Origin of the sequence: Pedobacter sp. FW305-3-2-15-E-R2A2 (assembly GCF_038446955.1) — a bacterium.
Classification (GTDB): domain Bacteria; phylum Bacteroidota; class Bacteroidia; order Sphingobacteriales; family Sphingobacteriaceae; genus Pedobacter.
Genome location: NZ_CP151803.1, coordinates 4,368,458 through 4,385,940, shown reverse-complemented (window position 1 = coordinate 4,385,940; position 17,483 = coordinate 4,368,458). Strand labels below are relative to the sequence as shown.

The following is a 17,483-nucleotide window of genomic DNA, read 5'->3' as shown; positions in this document are numbered from 1 at the left end:
GAGAGTTTTAAAAGCGTTTAGTGGTTCATCGCCTCAATGGCTTTTGCTTCTGCCTTGTTATGCTTGTATTTGAAAATAAAAGGGAATACAACGGCTAAAACCAGGGTATAGGCAGCGAAAGTAAGCCAGATGTGATGCCAGTCTTTACTTTGATCTGCATTGGTGAAGAAGTGTTGTATGATATATCCACTTGCAAAACTTCCGAAAAGCGCTCCGAAACCATTTACCATCATCATAAATAAACCCTGGGCGCTACCTCTGATCGTTTCATCTATCTGCGTTTCCACAAACAGGGAACCAGAGATATTGAAGAAATCGAAAGCCATTCCATAGATAATACAAGATAAAATGATCATCCATAAACCACCAGCCGGGTCAGCAAAGGCAAAAAGACCAAAGCGCAATACCCAGGCAATCATACTGAACAGCATCACGTATTTGATCCCAAATTTCCGCAGGAAAAAGGGGATGGCGAGGATAAACAAGGTCTCTGAGATTTGAGAGATGGACATGATGACTGCCGGATATTTTACGGCAAGAAGATCCTGATAGGCAGGTACATTTTTGAAATCATGAAGAAAAGTATCACCATAGGCATTGGTCAGCTGTAATGCTGCACCCAAAAACATGGAAAAAAAGAAAAAAACTGCAAATTTTCTTTGTTTGAAAAGTGTGAATGCCTTTAGACCTAACGCATCAACGAAGGATTTTGTAGCGATCTTACTGGCCAAAGGAGGGCATTTTGGAAGCGTAAATGCATATAAACCTAATGCAAGAGAAACTGCTGATGCAATATAAAACTGATTGGAAGAGGCTTCATTTCCGGTAAGACTTACCACCCATAGCGCGGCAATAAAACCTATTGTTCCCCAGATGCGGATAGGTGGATAGTCTTTCACTACATCTTTATTGCTGCTTTTTAGCGCAGAATAAGCTACCGTGATGGATAAGGAAAGGGTAGGCATGTAGAAAATCATGTTCAGAAGAATCACCCAAAAGAAAACAGATGGATTGGTCACCATAGGTAAGGTGAAAAGTACAATAGCTCCTAAAATATGTAATACGCCATATAATTTTTCGGCATTAACAAAACGATCGGAAATGATTCCTGTAAGTGCAGGCATGAAAATAGAAGAAATTCCCATCGTCGAGAAAATAGCTCCAAATTCAGCACCGGACCAATTTTTGTTTTGAAACCAGTATACTCCGATGGTAATTAGCCATGATCCCCAAATGAAAAACTGTAGGAAATTCATCACAGTTAAGCGAAACTTAACATTCATAATAATAGTTTAGTTTGATTTTGAATAGAAGCTGAATATATCATTATTTTAAAACAATATATAAAACTATTCAGCTTTTTAAGTAAAATAGTATGGAGATATGGTGTTATGCAGAATTTCTTTTGTTTAGCTCATCGCGTATTCTTGCCGCTTTCTCATAAGCTTCTTCGGCAATTGCCTCCTGAAGTTTTTGATTTAACTCCTCAATGCTGAGGGATTTGTAATTAGCACCCGGAATAGAGGCACCAATGTCTTCAGCGCCCTGATCTTTTGGAATGTTGTCCATATTCTCCAGAAACAGGAAATCATTGCCTTCGATGACGATACCTGCAGAAGAAAGGATAAATTCGTAGGTGTAGATGGTGGCATTGAAGCGGACCGCCAATGCGATGGCATCGGATGTTCTCGCGTCAATTTCCTGGATACTTTCACCGTCTGTACAAATCAGCTTTGCAAAGAAAACACCTTCTACCAGATTGTAGATCAGGATTTCCGTGATTTGCACATTGTAGGTCTGGGCGAAGGTTTTAAACAGATCATGAGTTAACGGACGACTAGGGACCATTTTCTCAATTTCTATGGCAATAGCCTGTGCTTCAAACGCACCGATAATAATCGGTAAACGTCTTCTGCCATTTACTTCACCAAGAACCAGGGCATAAGCTCCTGATTGGGTTTGGCTATAGGACAAACCAATAATGTCGAGTTTTACTTTTTTCATATTAAATAATACCCGGCCAAAACAAAAGCTTCAGCCGGGTATTCAATTAACCTTTATGTGCTTTTAAAGCTTCAATTAATTTAGGGACTACCACAAAGGCATCACCAACGATTCCGTAGTCAGCAACCTTAAAGAAAGGAGCCTCAGGATCAATATTGATCACTACAATAACTTTCGAAGAACTTACTCCGGCTAAATGCTGGATCGCTCCTGAAATACCGATTGCAATGTATAAGTTCGGACTGATCGCAATTCCTGTTTGTCCAACGTGCTCCGAATGTGGTCTCCAGTCTGCATCAGATACTGGTTTAGAACAAGCAGTAGCAGCACCCAAAAGGTTAGCCAGCTCTTCGATCATTCCCCAGTTTTCCGGACCTTTTAAACCTCTTCCAGCTGAAACAACCAGTTCTGCATCAGGAAGGGAAACTTTATTCGTTGCCCTTACAATTTCTTTAACGATTGCAGTAAAGTCTGTGGCTTTGATTTCCGGGCTGAATGCCTCAACCGTTGCCTCAACAGCAGATTCCTTTACACCAAAAGCATTTGGATTTAAAGCAATCACTTTAATGGCTGAAGTCAATTCAGTAATGGCAAAAGCTTTACCAGAGAAAGCCGTTTTCTTTACTAAGAACTGACCTCCATCTAATTTAGGCAATTCTACCGCACCGTCTACCAATCCTGCTTCCAGTTTTACCGCAACACGTGGTGCCAGACCTTTTCCGGAGAAAGAGTTAGACAAAACAACTACTGCTGCATTTTCTTTTTTCGCTGCTTCAGCAATTACCGAGGCATAAGCCTGATTAACGAAGTTTTTTAACTGGTCATTCGAAACATTTAAAACTTTAGAAGCTCCGTATTTACCAAGTTCTTTAAGCTCAGCTTCTCCAACATTACCAATAGATATTGCGGTTAAGCTACTTCCTTGTATATCTGCAATGGCTTTTGCATAAGATACTGCTTCGAAAACAGATTTCTTAAACTTACCATCGACTTGTTCTACATATACTAAAACTGACATAAGATCTTTATTAAATAATTTTTTTAAACTGTGAAATAGAAAGCTTAGATAACCTTAGCTTCTGAATGTAAAAGGCCGATTAACTTTTCTGTTTCATCTGCAGGCACTAATTTAACGGCTCCACGCGGAGGAGGAGTGTCAAACTGTTGTACTTTTGATATTTGTGCTATTTCTTTAGCTTCAACAACCTGCAGCGGTTTAGATCTTGCAGACATGATGCCTCTCATATTTGGAATGGTTGCTACAGCGGTTCCTTCTGCACAACTTGCGATAAATTTGCCGCTTACAGAAACGACTTCTTTACCACCTTCAATTTCACGTTCAATAGTCGCTGTTGTTCCATCATAATCTAATTTCTTAATGATTGAAATAGAAGGGATGTCTAAAAATTCGCCAACCATTGCAGCTACCTGTGATCCGTTGTAATCAATGGATTCACGACCGCAAAGGATCATGTCGTAATCAGTGGTTTTCGCATATTCAGCGATCTGATAAGCCGTGAAATAGGCATCTCTTGGTTCTGCATTGATTCTGACAGCATCATCTGCTCCGATGGCAAGTGCTTTTCTTATGGTTGGTTCTGTGACGCTTTCTCCAACATTGATAACGGTAACGGTTCCTTTATCACCGGCACACAGCTCAATTGCTCTTGATAAGGCAATTTCATCATAGGGATTCACAATAAATGAAACGCCTGATGTATTGAATTGTGTATTATCGTTAGTAAAAGTTATTTTTGTCGTTGTGTCGGGCACATTACTGATACAAACTAATATTTTCATAAAATTGTCTTTTTGCAAATCTAATTAAAAAAGCAGGGAATTAAAATGCAAAGTACCCGATTAGCAAAGTTATTGGAGTTTTTATCCAATGATCCTAATGATCCATTCGTTCTATACGCTTTAGCGACCGAATACAACAACTCAAATGACACAGAAAAGGCATTTGAGTATTACCTGAAACTCACTACTGATCATCCGGATTATGTAGGGACCTATTACCACCTTGGTAAATTGTACGAAAAACAAGGCCAGAAAGAGGCGGCACTTCCTGTGTATCAAAAAGGAATGGCAGAAGCCAGAAATAAAAGAGATATGCACGCCTTTTCTGAGTTACAGGGGGCTTATAATTCTGCTGCAGGTTTAGATTACGAGGACGATTAACCTTTATTCAATTGAGCAAAAGACAACTGCTATTTATCAGGGATGTGTTTCTGTTTACGTTTACCGCCTTTGGTGGTGCACAGGCACATCTGGCCTTATTGTTAAAGTACTTCGTGAAAAATGTCCCGTATATTTCTGAAGAGGAATTGCTGGAGCTGAATGCCCTGGCCCAGGTCTTACCCGGGCCCGCCTCCACACAAACACTGGTGGGGATCGGCTATAAGGTAGGAGGGTTGAAGCTGGCCATCATTACCTTCCTGATCTGGATCATCCCCTCTGCGGCAGTGATGACTTTTGCTGCCATCAGTTTTGCGAAATGGGACCAAAAACAAAAGTTCAGTACGATCCTGGAATACATGCAACCGATCGCCCTCGGAATTGTCGCCTTTGGTGCATTTAACCTGGCCAAAAGGGTGCTGGTTTCTCAGCTGACCATTTTCCTTGCTGGTGCTGCAGTGATCGTAACACTGGTCCTTCGCAACGCTTACGTGTTTCCGATTGCCATTTTAATCGGAGGGATGATCTCTTCGGCTATTGGAACGCCGAAAGAAGAAAGCGAACTCCGGGTGAAGTTATTCTCTAACATCAACCCTAAAAAACTAATCTATTTTAGCAGTGTTTTGTTATTATTTTCCCTTTTAGGGGCCATTATCAACAGAACTTCTCCTTTCAGTTTACCGATCAGGCTGTTCGAAAACTTTTATAGAAACGGGGTGCTCATTTTTGGCGGCGGACAAGTCCTGGTGCCTCTAATGTTTACGGAGTTTGTGGAAATGAAGCACTACCTGAATGGTCCAAGCTTCCTTTCTGGTTTTGCACTTCAGCAGGCACTACCAGGCCCTACTTTCTCTTTTACGAGTTATGTAGGTGCTTTGAGCATGAAAACTTTTGGTTATGGCTTAACAGGTCAGATCCTTGGAGGTTTTGTGGCGGTGATGGGGATCAATCTGCCGGGACTAATTCTCGTCCTCTTTATTGTTCCTTTTTGGGAAGACCTGAAAAAGATCTCCCGAATCAAATATTCTATGACCGGAATTAATGCGGTCAGCGTGGGTTTTATCATTGCCGCATTTATCCTCCTGGTGAAGCCTACAGGCTTAAACTTAATGGGAATAGGGGTGATGACCGGTACTTTTCTTGTACTTAATTATACCAAAATAAGCCCGCCATTCATTGTGCTGGCGGGAATCTTATTGGGTTATTTCATTTGATCTTTCAGTCGGTTAAAATGGTGCATCGTCATCGCTCATGTCGTCCATTCTGGATGGCTTGATGATGACATTGCCTGCCGGTCTGTCAAAGTCCTGAGAAGGCTGCATGCCTGCACTTGGACTTTCCATCGAGAAGGAAGTAGGCGCAGAGAAGTTTTCCTCCAAATCGGCAAACTTAACGTACTTGCCGATAAAGCGTAATGGCACAATTCCGGTTTCACCGTTACGGTGTTTCGCGATAATTACCTCACCAATACCTGCCTGTGAACGTCCTTGCTCATCTTCCGTAATCCCATAGTATTCTGGTCTGTAGAGGAAGAGCACCATATCCGCATCCTGCTCAATGGAACCAGATTCACGTAAATCCGATAGCATCGGTCGTTTACCATTTTGGCCGGGTCTGCTCTCTACCGCACGACTCAACTGAGATAATGCCAGTACAGGAACGTTTAATTCTTTGGCTACAGATTTCAGGGCCCTGGAGATACTACCAATTTCCTGCTCCCTGTTTCCACCGCCACCTTCACCTTTACCATGCATCAGCTGCAAGTAATCGATGATGATTAACTGTAAGTCGTATTGTGATTTTAACCTTCTGCATTTTGCCCTGAACTCAAAGATGTTTAAAGCCGGGGTATCGTCAATTAATAATGGTGCTTCTGTTAACGTACCTATTTTACTGTGGAGCTGTTGCCATTCCCACTCTGCAAGATTTCCTTTTCTGATCTTTTCCTGCTCAATTTCTGTTTCTCCTGAAATCAAACGATTCACCAACTGTACCGAGGACATCTCCAGGGAGAACACCACTACTGCACGTTTAAAATCTACTGCGGCATTTCTGGCACAGGTCAGTACGAATGCGGTTTTCCCCATCGCCGGACGTGCCGCGATGATCACCAGATCCGAAGGCTGCCATCCACCGGTAATCCGGTCAAGATCCGTAAATCCGGAAGGTACCCCGGTTAATCCATCACTCTTTCCACGAAGTTCCTCTAAAGTGGCCAGGGATTGCTTGACAATCTCGTCCATCTTCTGGGTATCCCTGCGCAGGTTATTCTGGGCAATATCGAAAAGGTTCTTTTCTGCATGGTCCAGCAGGTCGAAAATATCGGTGGTATCCTCGTAAGCATTCTGAATAATTTCAGAAGAGATTCTGATGAGCTCCCGCTGAATGTATTTCTGAGAAATGATCCGGGCATGGTATTCTATGTTTGCTGCCGAAGCAACCCTGTTGGTCAGGTTGGTAATATAGTAAGCACCGCCTACCATTTCCAGTTGTCCCAGGTTTCTAAGTTCTGAGGTTACGGTCAGGATATCTACCGGCTTTGATTTCTGGAACAATAATGCGATGGCTTCAAAAATCTTTTTGTGCGCTTCCGCATAAAAGACTTCTGGTTTTAAGATGTCAATTACCGTAGAAAGGGCATCTTTTTCCAACATCAAAGCACCAAGGACCGCTTCTTCAAGGTCTAATGCCTGAGGTGGTATCTTTCCCATGGTGTTCATGGAATTGCTCAACCTGTTCTTTCTGGCAGTGAAGCTTGCTTTATCTTGTCCCTGATTTCCGTTATCATTACTCATAGGCACAAAAATAGACAAAAATTAGGTCCTTTGCTTAATTCTTTTATGAACATTTGAAAACATCAAATACCGGAATTCCAGTACCATTCTGCTAAATCGTACTTATTTTCCAACAGAACTATGTGGATAAGACGGACTTAGCCCGGCAAAAAAATAGGTTTCCTTTAATCGTAATATTTCAGCTATTTTTGCGCTTCAATTTAAGAAAGATGGAAAATTCCAGGAGAGCCCCGAGAGCTAAAGAAAATAATGAATTCGTATTTGGTATACGTGCTGTAATAGAAGCAATTAAAGCTGCTAAAGATATTGAAAGTATTTATGTTCAGCGCGGCTTGTCAGGGGACCTGATGCTGGAGTTGAAAACCCTTTTAAAAGACGTAGATGCACCAATTCACAATGTGCCGGTAGAGAAATTAAACCGGATGACACAGAAAAATCACCAGGGTGTGATTGCGGTAATTTCTTCCATCACTTTTCAAAAAATTGAAGACATCATTCCAGCAGTTTATGAAAAAGGAGAAACACCGTTAATCCTGATTCTGGATGGCATCACTGATGTGAGAAACATGGGAGCCATTGCCAGAACTGCTGCCTGTGCAGGGGTTCACGCGATCGTTGTACCTACAAAAAACTCAGCTCAGATCAATGCAGATGCGATCAAAACTTCTGCAGGTGCCTTATTTACGATTCCGGTTTGCAGACATCCGAATCTTCATAAAACAGCCTTGTTTTTACAGGATTGTGGCTTGCAGATTGTAGCTTGTACAGAAAAAACAAACGATTTGATTTATGCACCTGATTATACAGTGCCTACCGCAATTGTAATGGGAGCGGAAGATGAAGGAATCTCTAATGAGATTATGAGAATGGCAAACCATTTGGCCAAAATTCCGATGATCGGAGAAATCAGCTCATTGAATGTTTCGGTTTCTGCCGGAGTAATTCTTTACGAAGCCATCAGACAACGTCAGTTGTAAACCTAATAAGGGCTGTCTTTTTTAGACAGCCCCAATATTTTGCTTTAAAAATCTTTGCCGTTAAAATCCTACTACCGCTTCCAGTACGAAACCATTGAATTTTCCGCCTGAGCGGATATCAGCAGTTGGAAAATCTTTATATTTCTGTTGTACATATTCTCCCTTCATCATTATATTTTTAGTTAAAAACCAGCCTGCAGCAGCAGCAATACGGTCGATCTTCACATCTGAAGTGTAAACAACCGGACCAGCTCCTGTGCCAGTGGCATTATTGGCCAGTCTTGCAGAAACGGTATTGTATTTCAGGCCAACAAACAGGTTTTCCTGATTTCCAAAACGGTACACACCATCAATGGCGAATTGTTTGGCATCCCTGGTGTCAGTTTCCTTCGCCGTTCTTCCTGAAGCCAGTTCATAAGTACCAAACAGTTCCGCACCTTTTACTTTCAGGAACGCATTGAACATAAAAGTATTTACCTTTTTAGTGAAGCCAGGATTGAAACGTCCCGAAAAGGCCATTGCGGTAGATTCTGATATGGTATTTGGCTCCATCACATATTGGTAGTTGGAACCGGTACGGTCACCCCCAAACAGGGTGTTGGCACCGCCTCCCTGATTGCCATAATAAGATCCGCTTACCCTAAACCTGATGTCTGAGGTCAGTTGTTTATCAAAACCACCTTTTAGCAATATGGAAGGGGATTTGGTATAATCTTTATCCGGATTGGCAGCGGCAGTCAGAGAGTCAATATTTCCTTTGATCATTCCGCTGCTCATTCCTGCCAATCCAAAGAATCCGTTCTTTCTCAGCATCACCTGGCCTCCGATCTCCGTTGCAAACCCGTCCATAATATTGTTTTCCATAAATGGGTTATAGATCGTATGACCGCCATCACTTCTGCGGAAATGTACGTCGCCATAATCCAGCTCATAGTGACCAACCTTAATCGTTGCGATTTTCATCAGCTCCTCCCAAATCTGCCCTTTGAAAGGGAGTTTGTCAAACTGAATGTAACCACCTTTCACCCAAACTTCATTATGGTGTCTTGAGGACAGATAAGTGGTGATGTTCAACCTGATTCCATCCGACAGCTGCACATCCATAAACAGGTTGGCCTGTGCGGTCATAAATCCGGGTGTAATGCTTCTTAACCTGTTGCCGGGTGTGCCGACAGCCCCAATGTTATTGTTTAAAGCGGTTGGGTTTTTATGTTTCAGGCTTTGAAACTGTTGGGTAAAACCTGCGCCAAACTTGAGTTTAAGGCCATCAAAGAGCGTCGTGGAATCTTTGGGATCTTCAAATACGTTGATACCGGTTTTGTCATAGGGTCTGAGGTTATCTATTTTTTGAAACTGGGCTTTGCTGAGCAGCGGCATAAAACAAATCCACATTAATGCAATTAGCGGTATTAAAAATGAGGAATTTTTAGTTTTCATGATCGTGGGGTATATCGTGTGAAATTTTAATAGACTATTTTTTAAAATGAAGCGTAAATGCAATGGTCAGGTCGTTGCCCACCTTCATTGCACCAAGCATAAAGCTGGGCGGTTGAATGCCGTAATCAGTGAGTTTGATTTTTTCCTGACCACTGCATACGATGGTATTGTCGGATTTAACGTCCCCGTTTACCTGTAAACTGATGACTTTGGAAACCCCGGCGATGGTCAGCGTACCTGTGGCGTTCACTAAGAATTTATTTTTCTGCTGAGGTGTAACTGTCGCTTCCCGGAGTTTAAAGGTGATCTGAGGATAAGCATCGGCCTTAATGGCTTTATAAGTGCGGTTATTCATGGATGTACTTTCGCTCTTCAGGTTTTTGGCATTTACGCTGAAATTGAGTGAAGTCAGGCTTTTAGGGACGCTTTCCTCAGCCGTGAATGCTGCAAAACTGGCCTCACATACCGGGTTTTCTGCAGTCATGGTCCAGTCGTGAACATTTGACTTGCCGGAAACCTTTACCAGGTTGTCCTTTGAACCATTGAGTTTATAATTAACCTGTGCCTGAAGGTTACTGCTGACAGCAACGCTGCTGAAAATCAGTAAAAGCAGGTATTTAAATGGGCTGGATAGCCGGGCGGGAGACAGGATTGTTTTCATAACGTATTGATTAATTTGTTTAACCAAAATTACAAACCGCTATGTTGCCTTCTGATGACGTTAAGCACTTGGAAACATGATGTTCATCATCTTAATTGTGCTTTTCGGAGAAAAGGAAAACCTCAGGGATTGAGCTTTGCAAATAGTGTTCCCGCAACAACTGCCTGGAAAAATCCATAGAGGAACCAGCTGAGGACCATAAAGAACGTAATGTCGAGCGAACTGAAGGTGATCCACATGACGGGGAGTAAGGAAACGATGGCGTATACAAAACCGAACTCCAGTCCCCTGAGGATAAAGTGACCATGGAAAAGCCCTTTAAAACGATCCCAAAACCAGGATAAAGCAAAGCTGATGATAAAAGCATGCATATAGAAAAAAACATCCCTGTTTCCATCTGAATTAAAAAGGGGGTTGTTATAGTCCATAAATAAAGCGGGGAAAAGCCTGATTCCAAGGTAGAGTCCGCCATAGCACAAGATAAACAGCAGGGCTCCGGCAGTTAGTCCGGAAAGGATAATTCTCTTCATTTTATTTAATTTAAAGTTTTGATGTTGAGTACAAATTCGACATTCAGTTCATTGTTGGTTTTGATCATTCCACCAAGTTTTCTAGGCGGGCTGATGTTAAAGTCTGAAAAATTCACTTGTTTTGTTCCGATGAGCTTTATATTTCCATTGCTGTTCATGGCATATTTATAATCTACTTCAAAACGTTTGACTGTTCCGGCCAGTTCAATGGTTACGGCTCCTTTTATGGCCTCTTCCCGATTGTAGAGGTCGGGGTATTTACTCAGGCTCAGGAATTTGATGATGATCTTAGGATAGACTTTCGCCTTCAGTGTCTTTCTCAGGTCGTTGGTCATGACGGCATGCTTGCAATCGAATTTTTGGACGTCAAGGGCCATCGATCCGGTAATTTTTATGGAGCCGTTTTTGCTGTCTTTGGAACAGATTAAGGTGTCAGGCCGGGTGTATTCCGGAACAATACAACTGAATTTATTGATATTGGTGCTCCCGTTAACCTTCAGTGTACATTCTTTGGTTAAAATCCACTTCACCGGATCTGTATGACCAGCATTAAAGGCGAGGGAGGGCAGTAGGAGCAACAGCAACAGCAAGGATGGCCTGATCAAAGCGCCGGAGGAAGGACTCATTTGGAAAGAGAACTGTTCACGATTGAAAGGTTGAAAACTGCTTTTCTTTCCGCCTGGAAAGCCTTCAATAGTTTTTCAATTTTTAGCTTTAAGCTGATGTGATCGGCTAAGAAACTGAAGGCTATCTTTTTTTCTGAGGCGACCACGAGAACCCCCAGAACATCGATGAACTTCCGGACATCGTTTTTCAAATGTTCGTAGCTATCTTTTAACTTATGCAGTCTTTCTGTAAAATCATCTTTATCCGGCGACTGAACCAGCGTTTTGTGCAGCTTGATTAAGAATACCATCTCCGGTTCAAAAAAGTCCAGGTCTGTCAACCATTGTTTGCCGATCAGGTAAAGTTCCTGTAATTCGGTGTTCAGTTCATTGTCTTCTATTGATGTTGTCATGGCTAAGAAATAATAAGTAAATTTTAGATTATTATTTCTTTGTTTGATTGACCGGGATCAGTCTTTATGGTGATGTTCATCACCTTTGAAAGGGAGGACGTTTAAAATATTGGGGCAGCCTTTTCAGACCGCCCCATAGGCTATTTAAGCTTCTTCAAATAAATATCCGCTATAGGCCAATCCTTTGGCTACACTGATAAAGTTATCTCCTGAATTTACAGGAACACCTGGGAATTTGGTGTCAAACAAGTTTTTAACTGCTGCAACGAGTGAAGTTCCGCCAGTGAGGAACAAACTGTCGATTTCTTCTGCTTTGATCTGGTGTTTAAGGATAAACTCATCCAGATACATGCTGATCTTTCTCAGGTCTTTCTGAATGATGGTGTTGTATTGATCAATAGATACCTGCTCATCAATCTCTATTTCCATCTTGTTGTACACAAAAGGAGAATCATCGCTTTTTGACAACTGTACTTTTGTTTTTTCAATAGATTGAAAAAGGGAATAGCCGAGATTGTGATTGGTCAGCGTGATCAGGTTCTTTAGTTTCGGGTTCTGTTTCGAATAGTGGTAATAATTCTGAAGATCATTCCTTACCCTTAATCCGTTAAAGAAGTTCATTTGTTCCCAGGAACAGATGTTGCTGAAGTAGGAGTTCGGAACGGTTAACATTTTGCCCGGAGCGGCTTCATAAAGGGTGTCTTTTCCGAAATGAGGCGTTCCCCGGTCCCACATAAACGAAGAATCGAAGCTATCGCCACCGATATAAATACCACCGGTTGCCAGGATGTCGTTTCTACGGTCCTTGCTGCCCACTTTTTCAGGATCCAGGATGAGGTAGGTAAAATCGGTTGTACCACCACCTAAATCGGCAACGAGTACTTTCTCTTTTTTAGTAATGGTTTTCTCATAGGCAAAGGCCGCACCGATGGGTTCAAACTGGAACCTGATGTCGGTAAATCCTGCACTTTCTGCGGCTTTATTTAAGCGTTTCTGTGCAAGGGCATCTTTGGCCGTATTGTCGTCGTCGAAGAAAACAGGTCTGCCAATGATGGCTTTCTGACAATCATATCCGATGATCTTGTCCGCTTTCAGTTTCAAGTCTCTTAAAATTAAAGTCACCAGGTCTGAAGCGTTGTATTTTTTATTGTAGACACGGGTTTCAATGAAACTGCTTCTCGGCAAAATCCTTTTTATGGATTTCATAAACCGGCCTTTCATTCCATCTTTCAGGTAGGCAGTAATGGCATCTTCGCCCACAAAATGGCTTACAGGCTCTGCAGCACTGAGCTCATTCTGGAAATATAAAATGGAGGGAACGGTAATTGTATCGATGATTTCTTTTTTTTCATCATCATAGATCGATAGGGCAGAATTGGTTGTTCCAAAGTCAATTCCGTATAAATACTTAGTCATTGTAAAGAGAAATTTTGAGGCAACGAAAAATGTTAAAACAATACATCCGGATTTTAGCATTTGCCAGAATCCGGATGTATTAAAAAAAGGTAAGTTCTTGGTTATATATACTTTGTACCGAATTTAGATTTTACATCGGCCACAATCTGTTTAATATTCTGTTCTTCCGTTCTTGGACAGATCATCAGGGTGTTATTAGACTCTACCACAATATAATCATGTAATCCCTGAAGGATCACCAGCTTGTCTTTAGGAACGTTTACCATGCAGTTTGAAGAGTCAAACATCATCACTTTCTCGGCAGGGATTACCGCATTGCCCACATAGTCGTGCTCGGCGATGTCGTAAATGGAAGCCCAGGTACCCAGATCTGACCATCCGAAATCCGCAGGCAGGACATAAACATTATCTGCTTTTTCCATGATTCCAAAATCTATAGAAATATTGGTACACTGCTGATAAGCCACGCCAATGAACTCTGTTTCATTAATGGTGTTGTATATCGGATTTCCCTGAAGAAAGATCTCATGCATCTCCGGAAGGTGCTTAGCGAAAGCTTTAGTGATCGACTTTGCCGACCAGATAAAGATGCCGGCATTCCATAGAAAATCTCCGCTCTGAATAAATGACTTGGCAAGATCCAGATTTGGTTTCTCCGTAAAAATTTTAACCTTATGAATCTGATCGTCTGTCTTTAAAGTGTTTTCTACGTACTGGATATACCCATAACCTGTGTCCGGTCTGCTAGGCTTAATACCCAGTGTAATCAGACAATCGTTTTCAGATGCCGCTTTTAAAGATTGTTCAATAGCTGCGATGAAAGCATCCTGGTTGGTAATGGTGTGGTCTGAAGGCGCTACGACAATGGTCGCATCGGGATTCAGGTTGAGGATTTTCATAGAACCATAGGAGATACATGGTGCCGTATTGCGCATGATAGGTTCCGCAAGAATCTGGTTCTCTGCCAGGTTTGGCAGTTGCTCTTTAACGATATCAGTGTAAATTTCATTCGTTACCACAAAAATATTCTCCGGCGGACAAATCCTTAAAAAGCGTTCGTAAGTACTTTGAATGAGTGTTTTTCCAATACCAAAAAAATCAATGAACTGCTTGGGATATTCTGTTCTGCTCACTGGCCAGAATCGGCTGCCAACGCCACCGGCCATGATTAGTGCGTAATTATTTTTATTCATGCTAAACTAAATTCTTAAATTATACCTTCCTGAAGAAGGTCGTGTAAATGTATCATCCCAAAGTAAGCACCGGCATCAGTCACCAATAACTGTGTAATGTTGTTTTCTTTAATCATTTCCAGTGCATTAATCGCCAGGAGCTCTTTTTCAATGGTTTTAGGATGGGGATTCATCAAATCACTCGCTTTAATGTCGGCTAAATTAGTGTGTTTTTCTAACATTCTCCTGATATCTCCGTCAGTAATGATTCCTAAAATCGCATCCGCCTCAATAACAACGACTGCACCTAAACGGTTTTGACTAATTTCAATTATGACATCTTTTACAGAAGCTGTGGGCGGGATGCTTGGCTTTTGATTTTTAATCGCAATATCTCCCGCCTTGAGGTACAGGCGTTTACCTAATGCACCTCCGGGGTGGTATCTGCCAAAGTCTTCTTCATTAAAATTCCTGGCATTCAGCAAACAGATCGCAAGGGCATCGCCCATGGCCAGTTGGGCTGTTGTACTTGTGGTAGGGGCCAGGTTATGCGGACAAGCTTCCTTTTCCACAGTGGTATTCAGGATCAGGTCAGCCTGTATGGCGAGCTCTGAATTCAGTTGTCCTACCATTCCGATCATCAGGTTTCCGGATTGCTTCAGCAGGGGCGCCAATACTTTGATTTCCGGGGTGTTTCCGCTCTTGGAAATACAGATCACAATGTCGTTTTTCTGGATCATTCCAAGGTCTCCATGCACCGCATCTGCAGCATGCATAAATATCGATGGAGTGCCTGTAGAATTGAAAGTTGCCACAATTTTCTGCGCAATAATCGCGCTTTTACCGATTCCTGTAACAATAACACGGCCTTTACATTGCAGAATAAGGTCGATAATCTGGATAAAATCGTCATTTATGTGCTCAATCAGCCCCAAAATTGACTGTGCTTCCAGCTGTAACGTGTTGACTGCGTCCCCGATAATAGTTTTTTTACTTTTCAAACAGAATTAATTAGTATATTGATGCTTTGAATTAGTGCAAAATTATGTTATTTTGAAGTAAATATAGCACTGAATATTTTATACGCGTAATGGATGTGAAAAAGTCGTTGTTTGATAACTTACAAACCTTTTTTGGTTTTAACAATTTTAAAGGTGATCAGGAGTCTATCATCACTAATGTTCTTGAAGGAAAGAATACGTTTGTTATTATGCCTACAGGTGGAGGGAAATCCATATGTTACCAGTTACCGGCGCTAATGAGCGAAGGTACTGCAATTGTTATATCGCCCTTGATTGCCCTGATGAAAAATCAGGTAGATCAGCTGAGGGCTTTCGGCGGAAGCGACAGCATCGCTCACTTTTTAAACTCTTCTTTAAACAAAGCGGAAATTACCCAGGTAAAAAGTGACTTGCTGAGTGGACAAACCAAATTGTTATACGTTGCCCCGGAATCGCTTTCGAAGCAAGACAATATTGAGTTCTTAAAACTGATTAAGATATCCTTTGTGGCGGTCGATGAGGCCCACTGTATTTCTGAATGGGGGCATGACTTCCGTCCGGAATACAGGAAGATAAGACAGGTCATCTGTGGCCTGGGAGATGATATTCCAATTATCGCTTTAACGGCAACAGCCACTCCGAAAGTTCAGCAGGACATCATTAAGAACCTGCAGATGTCGGACGCAACCTTATTTAAGTCGTCCTTTAACCGACCGAACTTATTTTATGAGATCCGCCCGAAAAGAGATGTCATTAAGGAAATGATCCGGTACATCAAGTACAATACGGGCAAATCCGGGATTATTTATTGTCTGAGTCGTAAAAAGGTAGAAGAAGTCGCGGAAGCGCTAAATCTGAACGGGATTAAGGCTTTGCCTTACCATGCAGGATTAGAACCTAAGGTGAGGGCTGATACGCAGGACAAATTCCTGATGGAAGATGTGGAGGTGATTGTGGCCACCATCGCTTTCGGTATGGGAATCGATAAACCGGATGTACGTTTCGTGATCCACCATGATATTCCAAAGAGTATGGAAGGCTATTACCAGGAAACCGGTAGAGCAGGAAGAGATGGTGGTGAAGGGGTATGTATCGCTTTTTACGCGCAAAAAGATGTAGATAAGCTGGCAAAGTTCATGAAGGATAAGCCGGTATCTGAGCGTGAAATCGGAACACAGATCCTGAAAGAAGTGATCGACTATGCAGAGTCCGGCGTGTGTCGGAGGAAACAGATCCTGCATTACTTTGGAGAAAACTTCAATGAAACAGGCTGTAACTGCATGTGTGATAACTGTAAAAAGCCGAAGAAACTTTTTGACGCGGAAGAATCCCTGCTGGTTTTATTGAAGTTGATTCAACGCATAGGAGAGAAGTTTGACGATACTCATATCCTGAACATCTTTACCGGTTCTGAAACGGCACAAACGATTGCTTACGAGCATGGTAAGATTGCGGAGTTCGGTCTGGGAATGGTAGAAGGAGAAAACTACTGGAAGTCTCTGGTTCGTCAGTCGGTACTGAACAATTTCCTGTCTAAAGATATTGACAACTACGGCCTTTTAAGGTTAACCAATAACGGAAGAGATTTCATCGAAAACCCATATAGCCTTAAATTTGTGCTCAACGAGCCGATAGAAAGTGCTGCGGACGACGATGAGGATGATGTTAAACATGGAACAGGAACGCTGGATACGCAATTGTTACAGCTGTTAAAGGACCTTAGAAAGAAAATCGCCAAGCAAAAGAATGTACCGCCATTTGTGGTATTCCAGGATCCTTCATTAGAAGAGATGTGTACACATTATCCAATCGCAATGGATGAGTTGAAACAGATCTCCGGAGTAGGAAACGGAAAAGCCATGAAATTCGGTTCTCCATTCATTGAGCTGATTAAGAAATATGTAGATGATAATGACATTGAGCGCCCGATAGACCTGATCATTAAGACTCAGGCCAATAAATCGCAGCTTAAAGTATCCATTATCCAGAATATTGACAGACAGATTGGTCTGGAAGATATCGCGAAGTCTAAAGGCATTACTTATTTCGATATCTTAAAAGAGATCGAAGCTATCGTAAATTCAGGCACTAAGCTGAACCTTAATTATTTTGTAGATGAATTGATTGATGAAGACCGTCAGGATGAAGTATTTGATTACTTCCAGTCTGCGGAAAACGATTCTATCGATGAAGCATTAAAAGAATTAGGGGAAACAGATTATTCCCGTGAAGAGATCCAGTTGATGCGGATCAAATTCATGTCTGAATTAGGTAATTAATACACAAGATACAAA

General features: G+C 41.9%; 17 protein-coding genes. 4 read left to right on the top strand and 13 right to left on the bottom strand.

Annotated features, from left to right (window positions below; translation table 11 throughout):
- Window positions 1-17 precede the first annotated feature (17 nt).
- The 4 genes from AAFF35_RS17615 to AAFF35_RS17600 all read right to left on the bottom strand — a co-directional run bounded on the left by AAFF35_RS17615 (window position 18) and on the right by AAFF35_RS17600 (window position 3,804).
- Window positions 18-1,283, bottom strand: coding sequence for a nucleoside permease (locus AAFF35_RS17615; protein ID WP_342327840.1), 1,266 nt, complete (start codon window positions 1,281-1,283; stop codon window positions 18-20).
- A gap of 106 nt (window positions 1,284-1,389) precedes the next feature.
- Window positions 1,390-2,004: a bifunctional nuclease family protein gene (locus AAFF35_RS17610; protein WP_074604646.1), complete on the bottom strand. Its 615-nt coding sequence runs from the start codon at window positions 2,002-2,004 to the stop codon at window positions 1,390-1,392.
- Window positions 2,005-2,050: 46 nt separating this feature from the next.
- Window positions 2,051-3,022 (bottom strand): electron transfer flavoprotein subunit alpha/FixB family protein, encoded by a 972-nt coding sequence (locus tag AAFF35_RS17605; RefSeq protein WP_342327839.1) that lies wholly within the window; start codon window positions 3,020-3,022, stop codon window positions 2,051-2,053.
- A 44-nt stretch (window positions 3,023-3,066) separates the two neighbouring features.
- Entirely contained in the window at window positions 3,067-3,804 is a 738-nt protein-coding gene (locus AAFF35_RS17600) for an electron transfer flavoprotein subunit beta/FixA family protein (RefSeq protein WP_342327838.1), read from the bottom strand.
- Window positions 3,805-3,849: 45 nt separating this feature from the next.
- Between AAFF35_RS17600 and AAFF35_RS17595 the strand changes: the two genes are divergently transcribed.
- Both AAFF35_RS17595 and chrA read left to right on the top strand, forming a co-directional pair.
- Window positions 3,850-4,185, top strand: coding sequence for a tetratricopeptide repeat protein (locus AAFF35_RS17595; RefSeq protein ID WP_074604649.1), 336 nt, complete (start codon window positions 3,850-3,852; stop codon window positions 4,183-4,185).
- Between the two features lie 11 nt (window positions 4,186-4,196).
- Window positions 4,197-5,396, top strand: coding sequence for a chromate efflux transporter (chrA, locus tag AAFF35_RS17590; RefSeq protein WP_342327837.1), 1,200 nt, complete (start codon window positions 4,197-4,199; stop codon window positions 5,394-5,396).
- Window positions 5,397-5,408: 12 nt separating this feature from the next.
- Here chrA and dnaB read toward each other — a convergent pair whose 3' ends face one another.
- Window positions 5,409-6,977: a replicative DNA helicase gene (gene dnaB / locus AAFF35_RS17585; protein WP_342327836.1), complete on the bottom strand. Its 1,569-nt coding sequence runs from the start codon at window positions 6,975-6,977 to the stop codon at window positions 5,409-5,411.
- A gap of 209 nt (window positions 6,978-7,186) precedes the next feature.
- Between dnaB and rlmB the strand changes: the two genes are divergently transcribed.
- Window positions 7,187-7,954 (top strand): 23S rRNA (guanosine(2251)-2'-O)-methyltransferase RlmB, encoded by a 768-nt coding sequence (gene rlmB, locus AAFF35_RS17580; protein WP_342327835.1) that lies wholly within the window; start codon window positions 7,187-7,189, stop codon window positions 7,952-7,954.
- A gap of 60 nt (window positions 7,955-8,014) precedes the next feature.
- Here the strand turns inward: rlmB and AAFF35_RS17575 are convergent, their stop codons facing one another.
- The 8 genes from AAFF35_RS17575 to AAFF35_RS17540 form a co-directional block, all read right to left on the bottom strand.
- Complete coding sequence (locus AAFF35_RS17575; protein ID WP_342327834.1) at window positions 8,015-9,391, bottom strand: hypothetical protein; 1,377 nt, start codon at window positions 9,389-9,391, stop codon at window positions 8,015-8,017.
- A 34-nt stretch (window positions 9,392-9,425) separates the two neighbouring features.
- The gene (locus tag AAFF35_RS17570; RefSeq protein ID WP_342327833.1) at window positions 9,426-10,052 is read right to left on the bottom strand and encodes a YceI family protein; all 627 of its coding nucleotides are present in this window, start codon (window positions 10,050-10,052) and stop codon (window positions 9,426-9,428) included.
- A gap of 122 nt (window positions 10,053-10,174) precedes the next feature.
- Window positions 10,175-10,582, bottom strand: a complete 408-nt coding sequence (locus AAFF35_RS17565; protein ID WP_342327832.1) for a hypothetical protein — start codon at window positions 10,580-10,582, stop codon at window positions 10,175-10,177.
- A 5-nt stretch (window positions 10,583-10,587) separates the two neighbouring features.
- Window positions 10,588-11,208: a YceI family protein gene (locus tag AAFF35_RS17560; RefSeq protein WP_342327831.1), complete on the bottom strand. Its 621-nt coding sequence runs from the start codon at window positions 11,206-11,208 to the stop codon at window positions 10,588-10,590.
- Window positions 11,205-11,600 carry a hypothetical protein gene (locus tag AAFF35_RS17555; protein ID WP_342327830.1) on the bottom strand — a complete coding sequence of 132 codons (396 nt, stop codon included), beginning with the start codon at window positions 11,598-11,600 and terminating at the stop codon, window positions 11,205-11,207. Before AAFF35_RS17555 ends, AAFF35_RS17560 begins: the two co-directional genes overlap by 4 nt.
- A 144-nt stretch (window positions 11,601-11,744) precedes the next feature.
- The gene (locus tag AAFF35_RS17550; protein WP_342327829.1) at window positions 11,745-13,016 is read right to left on the bottom strand and encodes an Hsp70 family protein; all 1,272 of its coding nucleotides are present in this window, start codon (window positions 13,014-13,016) and stop codon (window positions 11,745-11,747) included.
- A 101-nt stretch (window positions 13,017-13,117) separates the two neighbouring features.
- Window positions 13,118-14,209 (bottom strand): mannose-1-phosphate guanylyltransferase, encoded by a 1,092-nt coding sequence (locus tag AAFF35_RS17545; RefSeq protein WP_342327828.1) that lies wholly within the window; start codon window positions 14,207-14,209, stop codon window positions 13,118-13,120.
- Window positions 14,210-14,223: 14 nt separating this feature from the next.
- On the bottom strand, window positions 14,224-15,189 hold the full coding sequence (locus AAFF35_RS17540; RefSeq protein ID WP_342327827.1) for a KpsF/GutQ family sugar-phosphate isomerase: 966 nt from the start codon (window positions 15,187-15,189) through the stop codon (window positions 14,224-14,226).
- A gap of 89 nt (window positions 15,190-15,278) precedes the next feature.
- Here AAFF35_RS17540 and recQ point away from each other — a divergent pair, with 89 nt between their 5' ends.
- Window positions 15,279-17,468 (top strand): DNA helicase RecQ, encoded by a 2,190-nt coding sequence (gene recQ / locus AAFF35_RS17535; RefSeq protein WP_342327826.1) that lies wholly within the window; start codon window positions 15,279-15,281, stop codon window positions 17,466-17,468.
- Window positions 17,469-17,483: the final 15 nt, after the last annotated feature.